Source organism: Clostridium sp. (genome assembly GCF_040797585.1).
Lineage (GTDB): Bacteria > Bacillota > Clostridia > Clostridiales > Clostridiaceae > Clostridium_Z.
The window spans coordinates 1-13,588 of sequence record NZ_JBFNEO010000063.1; the positions used below are offsets into that span (position 1 = coordinate 1).

General features: G+C 31.9%; 11 protein-coding genes. All 11 read right to left on the bottom strand.

Going from position 1 to position 13,588, the window contains the following annotated elements; translation table 11 throughout:
- Positions 1 to 986, bottom strand: a 986-nt coding sequence (locus AB2369_RS05975) for an ABC transporter permease subunit (protein ID WP_367665566.1), incomplete at its 3' end; no start/stop codon positions are given.
- On the bottom strand, positions 986 to 1,897 hold the full coding sequence (locus tag AB2369_RS05980) for an ABC transporter ATP-binding protein (RefSeq protein WP_367665567.1): 912 nt from the start codon (positions 1,895 to 1,897) through the stop codon (positions 986 to 988). The genes AB2369_RS05975 and AB2369_RS05980, both read right to left, overlap by 1 nt.
- 561 nt (positions 1,898 to 2,458) lie before the next feature.
- On the bottom strand, positions 2,459 to 3,988 hold the full coding sequence (gpmI, locus tag AB2369_RS05985) for a 2,3-bisphosphoglycerate-independent phosphoglycerate mutase (RefSeq protein WP_367665568.1): 1,530 nt from the start codon (positions 3,986 to 3,988) through the stop codon (positions 2,459 to 2,461).
- A gap of 362 nt (positions 3,989 to 4,350) precedes the next feature.
- On the bottom strand, positions 4,351 to 5,103 hold the full coding sequence (tpiA, locus tag AB2369_RS05990; RefSeq protein WP_367665569.1) for a triose-phosphate isomerase: 753 nt from the start codon (positions 5,101 to 5,103) through the stop codon (positions 4,351 to 4,353).
- A gap of 272 nt (positions 5,104 to 5,375) precedes the next feature.
- A complete protein-coding gene (gene pgk / locus AB2369_RS05995) occupies positions 5,376 to 6,569 on the bottom strand; it encodes a phosphoglycerate kinase (RefSeq protein WP_367665570.1) in 1,194 nt (397 codons plus the stop codon).
- A gap of 249 nt (positions 6,570 to 6,818) precedes the next feature.
- Positions 6,819 to 7,823, bottom strand: coding sequence for a type I glyceraldehyde-3-phosphate dehydrogenase (gene gap / locus AB2369_RS06000; RefSeq protein WP_367665571.1), 1,005 nt, complete (start codon positions 7,821 to 7,823; stop codon positions 6,819 to 6,821).
- Positions 7,824 to 7,941: 118 nt separating this feature from the next.
- On the bottom strand, positions 7,942 to 8,964 hold the full coding sequence (locus AB2369_RS06005; RefSeq protein WP_367665572.1) for a sugar-binding transcriptional regulator: 1,023 nt from the start codon (positions 8,962 to 8,964) through the stop codon (positions 7,942 to 7,944).
- A 205-nt stretch (positions 8,965 to 9,169) separates the two neighbouring features.
- Positions 9,170 to 10,534 carry an RNA polymerase factor sigma-54 gene (gene rpoN, locus AB2369_RS06010; protein WP_367665576.1) on the bottom strand — a complete coding sequence of 455 codons (1,365 nt, stop codon included), beginning with the start codon at positions 10,532 to 10,534 and terminating at the stop codon, positions 9,170 to 9,172.
- Between the two features lie 283 nt (positions 10,535 to 10,817).
- On the bottom strand, positions 10,818 to 11,756 hold the full coding sequence (locus tag AB2369_RS06015) for an ABC transporter permease (protein ID WP_367665573.1): 939 nt from the start codon (positions 11,754 to 11,756) through the stop codon (positions 10,818 to 10,820).
- On the bottom strand, positions 11,749 to 12,819 hold the full coding sequence (locus AB2369_RS06020) for an ABC transporter permease (protein WP_367665574.1): 1,071 nt from the start codon (positions 12,817 to 12,819) through the stop codon (positions 11,749 to 11,751). The genes AB2369_RS06015 and AB2369_RS06020 overlap by 8 nt, the downstream gene beginning before the upstream one ends.
- Positions 12,809 to 13,588: ATP-binding cassette domain-containing protein (locus AB2369_RS06025; protein WP_367665575.1), on the bottom strand; the 780-nt coding region annotated here is incomplete at its 5' end. The genes AB2369_RS06020 and AB2369_RS06025, both read right to left, overlap by 11 nt.

Genomic DNA, 13,588 nt, shown 5'->3' on the forward strand with positions numbered 1-13,588 from the left:
GCCATAGATATCATACTACTTTTGAATATAGTAGATATTAAAAATACCACAGAGCAAACTGTAACTATAAATAAAACCTGATAAGCAAAAGATCTTAAAAGGAAGGCTAAAGCAGTAATAATTTCACTACTTCCTTCAATCATAGTAAGAGGATGTGCCCCATCTACAACCTTAGTTAAATTAAAAGCATATTTTGTTCCATATAGCATAGGATAATTAGAAGGACCAAACCCTTTAATTAATCCTACAATAATAAATGAAATAATCTCTACAGATAGAATCATAATGATACATACCATCACCAAGGATATAAACTTTGAAAATAATACTTTTCCTCTACTTATAGGTTGTACAAGTAAGAATTTTAGTGTAGGCGGAGTACATTCCCCTGATACCATATCACTTCCAAATATTGATAGTCCTATAACTAAAAATATCATTCCTAAAACACTTATTATTACCATTATCTGATTATATCCATCAAAGGCATAGCTCTTCTTTGGCTGAATTCCATTTTCCTTTAAATTTTTATATATTTTCAGCTGGTTTTCACTACTAATCTTATGTTCTTTAGGCATATTTTCATCATTAATATTATCCTCTAAATTTTTAATTGCTGCATCTAAGTCTATTGGATAAGGCTCATCACCTTTTCCTTCCTCTATTAACTTTTTAGCATTATTGATATTTTTTTGTATCTCTTTCTTCTCTATTTCTAAACTCTCTTTTCTAACTTGAAGCTCTGGGTTATCTTTTTCCTTTAAGCTATTTTCTACTAATTTTAATTCATCATCTAGGTATTTCATTTGACTTTCTAGATTCATTACCATATTTTTAGGAAGGTCAAAATATTTCATGTTTTGTTCATCTCTATATAGTCCATAGGTTAAAAGACCTATTAACGCTACAAACATACCAAATACTACCCATGTTTTACCCCTTGAAAGTATTTTTATAGTCTCATTTTTAACTAGTGTAAAAATCATTATTTCTCTCCCCCTTCCATTATCTCCATATACCTTTGCTCAAGTCCTCTATGTCTTCTATAAATTTCATCTACCTCTATATCTACTGCTACTAAATCCTTTACTAGACTTGGTATTTGTCCATTTTCCACCTTAATAATTATTCCTTCTTCCTTTTTATTAAAGCTTAGAACCCTTTCTATAGATGATAGACTTGTCATAGCTACCTCTTCATTTCTTGTAAGCAGAACCACAGTTTCTTCCTCTGTATCCATACCATTCTTATTTATATTTTCTACAGATTTTATAGTTCCATTATTTATAAATGCAACCCTATCACATAACTGCTCTACCTCACTTAAAATATGGGAAGATACAAAAACTGCTATATTTTCTCTTATGGCCGCTCTTTTAACTATTTCCCTAAATTCTATAATTCCATTTGGGTCTAATCCATTAGTAGGTTCATCCAATATTAATAACTTTGGGTTAGATAATAATGCAGCTCCAAGCCCAAGCCTTTGTTTCATTCCTAAGGAATATTTTTTAACCTTATCATCTATTCTTCCTTGAAGTCCTACAAGTTTTATTACTTCCTCTACCCTATTCTTTGATACCTTTCTAATTCTAGCTATTTGCATAAGATTTTCTCTTCCTGATAAGTACTTATATAGCTCTGGGTTCTCAACCACTGCCCCTACATTTCTAAGAGCCTCTTCTCTGTGAGTTTTAAGGTCCTTATCCATTATTTTTATGGTACCCTTATCTTGGTTTATAAGACCTACTATCATTCTTATAGTTGTAGTCTTTCCTGCTCCATTTGGTCCTAAAAAGCCAAAGATTTCTCCTTCATTAACCTCTAGAGATAAGTCTTTTATTATTTCTCTCTTTCCTAATGATTTATATAGATTTTTAATTTCTAAAGCCTTCATAGTTTCACTCCTACTCATAATATTTTACCTTGTGTCAATATTTATTACCTATACAAAATGTAATCACTTACATATAATATAATTATTTGTATAAACAATTATATTATATAAAAATTATATAATTTAAAACTTTAGAAATCTGAAAGTATTTCTTAAGAAATTATTAAATAGTAGTTTTTATAATTAAATTTATTTTTCTTTATATATTTTCTAGATTTAAAACTCTAGGATTAAGTTATTATATAGGGTTTTTGATTCAAAACTTATCTTATACACTACTTAAAATCTAAGATTTTAAAGGGTTTAAGTGCATGTATAAGTTAAGATTCAAACTAAAAACCCTATAGGGTTTTTAAGCTAAATCTTAACTTATGCGGAATAATATATTTTTTTCTTTCAAATACTAATTGTATGGAAGAAGGTGTTTAAATATGGGAAGACCAATGATATTTTTAATGCCCTACTATAGTATTTATATTAAATCTCTATAGTAGGACATTAAAATAAATAAAAAAAACAGAATCCTAACTAAAGTCAGAATTCTGTTTACTATATACTATATTATTTTATTAAGCTTTTACCTGTCATTTCTTCTGGAACTGGAACTTCCATCACAGTAAGCATTGTTGGTGCTATATCAGATAACTTTCCGCCTTCTCTCATTTCCTTGGCATCCTTTGATACATATATGAAAGGAACTGGTTCTGTTGTATGAGAAGTCATTGGCTTTCCTGTAGAGTAGTCTATCATTTGTTCTGCATTACCATGGTCAGCAGTTATAAATACTGTACCATCCTTTTCTAGAACTTTTTCAACTACTCTTCCAAGACAAGTATCTACTGCTTCTACAGCTTTCTTAGCTGCCTCAAATACTCCTGTATGTCCAACCATATCTGGGTTAGCATAGTTTACTATTAAAACATCATACTTATCAGAGTCTAATCTATTTATTAATTCATCTGTAAGTTCATAAGCACTCATCTCTGGTTTTAAGTCATAAGTAGCTACCTTTGGAGATGGTATTAATGCTCTATCCTCTCCTTCATTTGGAGTTTCAACTCCTCCATTAAAGAAGAAAGTTACGTGAGCATATTTTTCTGTTTCTGCCATTCTTAATTGTGTTTTATTATTCTTAGCTAGGTATTCTCCTAAAGTATTAGAGTAGCTTTGTGGCTTATATGCCACATGAACATTTTCTATAGTACTATCATATTGAGTCATAGTTACAAAAGTAAGATCTAAAGTATTTCTCTTAAATCCACTAAACTCTTTATCATTTATTGCTCTTGTCATTTCTCTAGCTCTATCTGGTCTAAAGTTAAAGAAGATAATAGAATCCCCATTTTGGATTTTAGCTACTGGCTTCTCATCCTTCATAATAACACATGGTAATACAAACTCATCTGTCTTATTATCATTATAAGACTTTTCTATATAGTTTACTGGATTTATTGCTGTTTCGCCTTTTCCAAGAACCATAGCATTATAGGAGAGCTCTACTCTTTCCCATCTATTGTCTCTATCCATTGCATAATATCTTCCTGATAAAGTAGCAATTTCACCTACACCAAGGTCTTCCATATAAGCTTTAAGCTCTTCTACAATGCCCTTACCTGATGTTGGAGAAACGTCTCTACCATCCATAAAAGCATGAACATAAACCTTTGAAAGCCCCTTCTTCTTAGCCATTCTTAAAAGACCTTTTAAATGATCTACATGGGAGTGAACTCCCCCATCAGATAATAGTCCAAGGAAATGTAATGATGTACCCTTCTCCTTTGCATTATCCATAGCTAAATTCAGTTCTTCATTATTTAAATAAGTCTCTTCTTCTATTTCCTTTGTGATTCTAGTAAGCTCTTGATAAACAACTCTTCCTGCACCTATATTTAGGTGTCCTACTTCTGAGTTACCCATTTGTCCTTGTGGAAGACCAACATCTAGTCCACTAGCTGCAATTTGTGTATGTGGGTAATTATTAAAACATTTATCATAATTAGGTTTATTTGCTGCAAGTACAGCATTACCATCAACCTTATCACTTATTCCAAATCCATCTAATATCATTAACATAACTGGTTTCTTAGTCATAATATCCCTCCTAAACCTAAAGTCATACTTCCTATTCTCTTTAGTTATATGCTCCTAATATAATTCCCTACTTTATTATAAATAAGTATTCATATTAAAAATACCTATGTTATAGACTAAGCTTATGTAAGTTTATAGGAAAATTAACTTTATTTTTCTTTATCCTTATATAAGCATTATATTTAATGTTATTGTTTATCTCTTGTTAAAATAATTATACTCTTTATGTAATAAAAAAGACAATAGATATAAAGAATAATTATTAATTAAGAGGGATTATTAAAACATTTTCACCTCTAAATCCCTCTTAATTCTTTAAGCTTATCTAATGTCTTAAAGCTTAGTTTTACCTATTTACTAGATTACTTGTCAAAGTTTACAATTCCAGCAAAATCTGAAGCTACAAGGCTTGCTCCACCAACTAAAGCTCCATCTATGTGCTCCATTGCCATTTGTTCTTTTATAGTTCCTGGCTTAACAGATCCACCATATTGTATTCTTACCTTATCTGCTACTTCTTTTCCATATAATCCTTCTACAACACTTCTTATAGCACCTATTGTATCATTAGCTTGCTCTGAAGTTGCAGTTTTACCTGTTCCTATTGCCCAAATTGGCTCATATGCTATAACAAGCTCTTCAATTTGCTCCTTAGTAAGTCCCATAACATCAAGCTTAATTTGAGCTCCTATAACTTCATTAGTTATATTTGCTTCTCTCTCCTCTAAACTTTCTCCAACACATAATATAGGAGTTATATTATGGCTAAAAGCAGCCTTAACCTTCTTATTTACAGTTTCATCTGTCTCATTGAAGTATTGTCTTCTTTCGCTATGTCCTATAACTACATAGTTAACTCCCATAGCCTCAAGCATTCCTGGTGCTATTTCTCCAGTGAAAGCTCCTTTTTCTTCAAAGTGCATATTTTGAGCTCCAATTTTTATGTTACTTCCCTCTACTGCTTTTAATCCAGCATCTAAAGATGTGAATGGTACACAAAGAACTACATCACAGTTTGCTCCTTGTACTAGTGTCTTTAATTCCTCTATTGTCTTAACTGTTTCAGAAACAGTATAGTGCATTTTCCAGTTTCCAGCTATTATTGGCTTTCTCATTGTTAAACACTCCTTTTAATTTTAATTTATAATTCACCATTGATACTTATCAATAGACAATTATAAATTAAATCTTGTATTTTATAAAAGATAATTAGTCAAATATGCCTTTAATATCTTATGAAACTAAGTAAATAAACCTTGCTTATAATTATTTTATCAACATGGTCTATTGATAAAGTATAACATAAAATATATAAGCATAATGACTAATTATTCTCTTTATAGTACTAGAAATACCCTTTATCTATCTCTATCCTATTAATTATTTTCTATTTATCATTTAAAGCTGATATTCCTGGAAGGTCTTTTCCTTCTAAGAATTCAAGAGAAGCTCCACCACCTGTTGATATATGAGTCATTTTATCGCCGAATCCTAATATATTAACAGCTGCTGCACTATCCCCTCCACCAATTATTGTAGTAGCATTTGAATCAGCCATAGCCTTTGCAACTTCTATAGTTCCCTTAGCAAAATTCTCAAATTCAAATACTCCCATTGGTCCGTTCCATATTACAGTCTTAGCGTCTTTAACTGCATCAGCATATAACTTTGAAGTTTTAGGTCCTATATCAAGTCCCATATGTCCTTCTGGAATATTTTGATCTCCTGTTATAACTGGAGTAGCATCACTGCTAAACTTATCTCCAACTACGTTATCTAATGGAAGTAATAACTTAACACCCTTAGCTGTAGCTTTTTCCATCATTTCCTTAGCATAATCTACCTTATCTGCTTCAAGTAAAGAAGTTCCTATTTCATATCCTTGAGCTTTTAGGAATGTATATGCCATTCCTCCTCCTATTATTAAAGTATCAACCTTATCTAATAGGTTATTTATAACATTGATCTTATCTGAAACCTTAGCTCCTCCAAGTATTGCAACGAAAGGTCTCTCTGGATTTTCAATAGCCTCTCCAAGGAACTTAAGCTCCTTTTGAATTAAGTATCCACATACTGCCTCATTTACAAAGTTTGTTACTCCAACTGTAGAACAGTGAGCTCTATGAGCTGTTCCAAAGGCATCATTTACATAAACATCAGCTAAAGAAGCAAGATCCTTTGAAAAAGCCTCTTCATTTTTTCCTTCTTCTTTTCTAAATCTTGTGTTTTGAAGAAGTACTACATCTCCCTCACTCATTGCTTCTACTGCCTTCTTAGCATTCTCTCCAACTACATTATCATCTGCCGCAAAAACAACCTGACGGCCTAACATTTCAGATAATCTCTTAGCTACTGGCTCAAGGCTTAATGCTGGATCTGGTCCCTTAGCTTTTCCAAGATGAGAGCATAGTATAACTTTTCCACCATTATCTACTAAATACTTTATAGTTGGCATTGCTCCTACTAATCTGTTTTCATCAGTTATTTTTCCATCCTTTAATGGTACGTTAAAATCACATCTTACTAATACTTTTTTACCTTTTACTTGTAAATCTTCTACAGTTTTTTTATTAAATTTCATTTTATCCACCTCTTCGCTTTATATTGATGGTATCACATAAATTTATAGTTTAAATCCTAATAATAACCATAAATATTATATCACATTAATGATTTATCTATAAATAGGTTAGTATATATATTGTATTATATATACTAATTATCTAATATTTATATGGATTGTAGAAAAGGTCTGGCCTTATAGCCTAAGATAACTACAAAACCAGACCTATATTTGCCTTTAATCTATCTTCTATATTTAAAGTTTTAATTATTTTGAAGCATTAACAAAATACTTTAAAGTTCTTATTAATTGAGAAGTATAAGACATTTCATTATCGTACCAAGAAGCAACCTTAACTAATTGCTCTCCATTAACTTCCATAACTTTAGTTTGAGTTGCATCGAATAATGAACCAAAGTTTATTCCTATAACATCAGAAGATACTAACTCTTCTTCAGTATATCCAAATGATTCATTACTTGCAGCCTTCATTGCAGAGTTTACCTCTTCAACTGTAACCTTCTTACCTAAAGTACATACAAGCTCTGTTAAAGAACCAGTTATAACTGGAACTCTTTGAGCTCCTCCATCAAGCTTTCCAGCAAGTTCTGGTATAACTAATCCTATAGCCTTAGCTGCTCCAGTTGAGTTTGGAACTATGTTTGCAGCTGCTGCTCTTGCTCTTCTTAAATCCTTCTTAGCATGTGGTGCATCTAAAGTATTTTGGTCGTTTGTGTAAGCATGGATTGTTGTCATAAATCCTTTTGTCATACCAAACTTATCATTTAATACCTTAGCCATTGGTGCTAAACAGTTTGTTGTGCAAGATGCTCCAGATATAACTGTTTCTGATCCATCTAATACATTTTGGTTTACGTTGAATACAACTGTCTTTAAATCTCCAGTTGCTGGTGCAGATATAACAACCTTCTTAGCTCCAGCTTGAATATGTGCCTCTGCTTTTTCCTTTGATGCGAAGAAACCTGTACATTCTAGAACTACGTCTACTCCAAGTTCTCCCCAAGGTAAGTCAGCTGGGTTTCTTTCAGCAGTAACTTTTATTTCTTTTCCGTTAACTACGAATGCTCCCTCTTTAACTTCTATATCACCATTGAATCTTCCTTGAGCTGAGTCATATTTAAATAAATGTGCTAATGTTTGTGCGTCTGTTAAGTCGTTTATAGCAACAACTTGAAACTCAGGGTTTTCAATCATTAATCTTAATGCTAATCTTCCTATTCTACCAAATCCGTTAATTGCAACTTTTACCATTACAAATACCTCCTAAAACTTTTATATAAATTTATTTATAATAAATATTTATTAATAAATATCTATATACATATTTAATATTTAAGATAAGATACTTTTTTATACATGTTTCTTATTCTTAAATGTTCTCCAGTATTTTTCTTGCTGCTCCCTCATCAGTGATAAGAACTCCTTTAGTTCTTCCTCTTTGAGTTGCAAGAATGGCCTCTGCTTTATTTTCTCCACCTGCTACTGCTATTATGTGTTTTATTTTATTAGCATCTTCTGGGGAAATCCCTACAGAAGAGGTTGAAAATACCATATTTCCCTCTCTGTCAAAATAACAACCATATGCTTCTCCTACAGCTCCACTATCTACAATAGAAGAGATTTTATTTTCTGATAACCCTCTTTTATGACCCATATGCTCAGCTATTCCTATACCATATATCATTATATCTGCTTTCTTTATACTTAAAGCTACTTCTCTTATTTCATCTTCATTTAATATAGTACTTAAAGCCTTCTCACTTAGATTATCTGGTATATGAAGCATTTTATACTGAGCATTCATCTTTTTTGCAAGGGATGCTGCTAAAGTATTAGCTTGGGTTTCAACATTTCTTCCCATACCACCTCTTGCAGGTACTACTAAGACATCTGGCATACTCTGTAACTTAGGTAAGTTGTTTACTATTTCCTTTACAGTAGTTCCTCCAGCTAAAGCAATTATACTGTTCTCCTTTATAAGAGACTTAATATAATTCCCTGCTGCTCTTCCTAGTTCCTTAATAGTTGACTCATCCTCATCAATATTTCCTGGAACCACTATTACTTCTTCTATACCTAATAGTTCCTTTAGGTCTTTTTCCACTGAATTAAGTCCTTTTATTTCATGGATAAAGTTTTTTAGTTTTTCTAAAACCTCTTCTCCATCTAAAGTGACAGTCATTCCTGGAGTGTTTATTTCTATAAGGTTTTGAGCTTTTAGAAAGTTAACCTCACTTCTTACTATTCTCTCTCCTATATCCAGCCTATTAGCTAGTATTCTTCTGCCTATTGGTTGATTATAGTATATGGTTTTTAGTATATTGTATCGTTTCTCCAAAAGTTCTACTAACTCTGGAACTAACTTCTGCTGTAATTTTAATATATCATTCAAATCCAACACTCCCTTTATGGTCTTATTATGTCCCAGCAAAAACTTTTGTGTCCCACACTTATTATTATAAAGTATTTTATAGATTTTTCAAATAGTTTTTTTGAAAAAATTTCTTTGATTTGATAAATTATCTCTTTAAGGCTTAATTTTTATATAAAAAACTCACACCTTGTATATATTTTATATAAAAGGTGTGAGTTCTATACTATAATCTCTTTCTTTTACTTGAAGATTTTATTCCCATTTCTTCTCTATACTTTGCAACAGTCCTTCTTGAGATATTCATATCTTTTTCATTTAGCTTATCACAAATTATTTGATCTGATATAGGTTTTCTTTTATCCTCTTCATCAATAAGTTTTCTTATAATTGTTTTTATATTTACAACTGAAACATCTTCATTACTACTTCCTTTAGATATACCTTGAGTAAAGAAATCTTTTATTCTAATAGTTCCCCTTGGTATATAAACATATTTGTCTCTAATCGCCCTACTTATTGTAGATTCATGCATGGATAACTCTTCTGCAATTTCCCTTAAAGTCATAGGCTTTAAGAATTTTTCTCCATTGTCCAAGAACTCCTCTTGTCTTTCTATAATCTTCTCAAGAACTCTATATATGGTGCTTTTTCTCTGTTCTACGCTTTTCATAAGAAACATAGCACCATTCATCTTATCTTTCACATAGCTTACAGCATTTTTGTCAGTATTATTCATAAGTATCTCTTTATACATAGTATTAATGGATAATCTTGGACTTAATTCATCATTCATTATTATTATGTATTTATTATCTATCTTTCTTATATACGCATCTGGAATTATATATTTAACTTCTTCTCCTGTATAGAATCCTCTGGATGGCTTTGGCTCTAAAGTCTTTATAGTATCACCATAATCTTGGGCTTCCTTTGGAGTCATCTTTAAGTCCTTTGCAATAATAACATATCTATTATCAGCTATATTCTCTAAATGATTGTCTATTATATTAAAAATTTTATCATCTTCAATTCCTTTATTTTTAATCTGAATTTTAAGACATTCCTTAAGATCTCTAGCTCCTATACCTGAAGGTTCTAGACTCTGCACTATATCCAATGCTTTTTCCAAGTCTTCTATATTCACAGAAATCTCCCTTGCCATATCCTCTGCCGAAACATATAAATACCCTCTATGATCTATATTTTCTATTATGTACTTACATAAAGTCTTAAAGTAATCATTTTCATTTATTTCAAGTATCTGTTCCTCTAAATATTCCTTAAGAGATGTTTTATTTCCTATAAAGGTAAAGGGTGATACTTCATCTTTATCATAGCTTCCTAAGCTTTGAGATCCATAGTTATCAAATTCTAAGTATTTTATAAGCTCCTTATAATCCATTCTGTCCTTAAGGTCTTTATCTTCCTTTTCTTCATACTTAGCCTCCAGAACTGGATTTTCTTGAATTTCTTTATCTATAAATTCTTGAAGTTCCATTCCTGACATTTGGAGTAACTTTACAGAAAGCTGCATCTGTTGAGTCATTATAAGTTTTTGTTCTTGAGTTAGATTAAGCATAAAATCCATGTTCATAAATGTCACCCCTCTTTGCAAATGAATTCTTATTTTAATTAAGAGTTTAGTTAAAAGTAACTTGAACATATATTAGAATAATCTATTCTAATAACCTACATTTATTGTATAGAATATTAGAATAAATATCTATTATTAAAAGTATTTACTAAATAAAATATAAGTTTTTTCTTCTTCCCCATTAATAGTTTATATTATAACCTTAAAAAACTCAATTACAAATATGATCCTTCATTATAAAATAAACCCTAGGAGTATCCTAGGGTTTATTAAAATATTATCTTTGTCCTTTCTTATAAGGAATTCCATTAGCTGCTGGTGGTTTAGTCTTTCCAACAAAGCTAGCCATAACAATCATAGTTAGTATATAAGGGAAAGCTGCGAAGAATTCTTGAGGAATTCCAAGTCCCCATCCCTTAGCATAAAGCTGAAGAGCTTCTGCGAAACCAAATAGTAAACATGCAAACATAGCATTCTTAGGTTTCCAGTTACCAAATATTAGAGCAGCTAAGGCAATATATCCACGTCCACTTACCATATTCTCTCTATAAAGATCCATTATACCTATGGATAAAGTTGCTCCTCCAAGGCCTCCAAGAACCCCTGATAGAAGAACTGCTGCATATCTTATTTTATATACACTTACTCCTAAGGTATCCGCTGCCTTTGGATGTTCTCCCACAGCTCTTAATCTCATACCAAATGGTGTTTTAAATAGTACAAAGCTACAAACAATAACTAAAATTAAAGCCATCCATACGAACCAGTTTAGCTCTGCAAGTAGAGATCCTATTAAAGGTATCTTTGCAAAGAACTCCTTCGGATAAGGCATAGAAGTTACTGAAGCACTTTGAGATGGAGTTCCAAAAACCTTAAACACCAAGAATCCAACTAAAGCTGATGAAAACACGTTAATTCCAACCCCTGATATTACCTGGTCAGCTTGTAGATGTATACTTAAGTAGGCATGTAGTGCTGCAAAGGCTAATCCTCCCGCCATAGCAAATAATAGTGCTAACCACGGACTTCCTGTTAAGTAAGACCCAAGGACTGCAAAGAAGGCCCCTGCTGTCATAATACCCTCTAAAGCTATATTTACAACTCCTGATTTTTCAGAAAAAATTCCTCCAAGGCTAGCAAAGATTAAAGGAGTAGCAAGTCTTAATGTTGCTGCGATTATTAAAATTACTGAACTTGTTGCCACTGTATCATTCATTTATGGTAGCCTCCTTTTTCTTCTTATCTGCAATTAACTTAAATACATATTCTCCTGCTATAAATATTATAACAACCCCTTGTATTAGGTATGATATAGTCTTTGGTATTCCAAATAGCATTAATGTTCCTGCACTTAAATTTAAAGCACCAAATAATATTGCTGAGAATATAACTCCTATTGGGTTACTCTTAGCAACTAAAGCTACTGCTATTCCATCCATTCCGAAGCTCGGGAATCCAAATAACTGCATAGCTTGATGTTGAACACCAGATACATGTATAGCTCCACCAATACCTGCAATAGCTCCTGATATAGCCATAGCAAGAACTATATTTTTCTTTATATTAACTCCACCATATTCTGCTGCAGCTGGACTTAGTCCTACTGCTCTAAGTTCATATCCTATGGTTGTCTTCCATAAAAGCACATAAATTAATACTACAATTATAATAGCTATGAATATTCCAGTGCTTAATCTATATTCTTCTCCTAAAAATCTAGTAAGTTGTGCACTTTCTTCTATCATAGGAGTAGCAACTGTTCCTTCTACTTTAAACTTCTGATATACAAAATAGTTAGAAAGATACATTGCTATGAAGTTCATCATTATTGTATTAACAACTTCATTAGTTCCTAATTTAGCTTTTAAATATCCTGGTATTCCAGCCCATATAGCTCCACCTATAGCTCCACATATAATTATTAAAGGTAGGTGTATAAAAGAAGGAATTCCTGGTATTATTCCAACTAAGGCAGCTACAAGCATACCTATTATAAACTGTCCCTCAACCCCTATATTAAAAAGACCTGTTCTAAATGCAATTGCATGAGCAAGTCCTGTGAATATTAAAGGCGTTGCAAAAACAAAGGTTTCAATACGCTGAGTAGGATCTCCAAAGCTTCCTTTCCAAATAGAAGAAAATAAAAGAGATACAGAGTCTATAAATCCATTTCCACTGGATATGGTTACAAATATAACGGAAACTAAAAGTCCTGCAATAATGGCTCCAATGGATATAGAAAACTCTTTTAATATACTTAAAGCCTTCTTATTTTTCATCCTTAGCTCCTCCTTTATCTTCCTTTTTCAAAGTACCACCAGCCATTAGTATTCCAAGCTTTTGCTCAGTGGCGTCCTTTCTATCTAAAACATCAACTATTTTTCCATCATATATTACTGCTATTTTATCTGCTAAGGCTAAAACCTCATCTAGTTCTAGAGATACTAAAAGTATTCCACGACCCTTATCTCTTTCCTCTACTAATCTCCTATGAATGTACTCAATAGCTCCAACGTCTATTCCTCTTGTTGGTTGAGCAGCTAAAATCACTTCTGGATTCTTCTCTATCTCTCTTGCTATAATCATCTTTTGCTGATTTCCTCCAGATAGTGCTGATGCCATTACATCTTCATTAGGAGTTCTAACATCATATTCTTTTATAAGCTTCTTTGCATGTTCCCTTATTTTGTTATAATTCATTATTATTCCTTTAGCAAATGGGCTTTTATAATGATTACCCAGGACTGAGTTCTCTAATAAAGAATATTTAAGCACTAATCCTCTTTTGTGTCTATCTTCAGCAACATGAGAAAGTCCACCTTCTGTTATGTCTCTTGGAGACTTACCTGTAACGTCTTTTCCATTTAAGATTATTTTTCCTTCTTCAGTTTTACGAAGTCCAGTAATGGCCTCTATAAATTCTGTTTGTCCATTTCCATCAACTCCAGCTAATGCAAGGATTTCTCCTCTTTTTACCTCTAAGTCAACTCCCTTTACCGCTGGAAGGTTTCTATTATCTAAAACCTTTAGGTTCTCTATTTTTAAAAC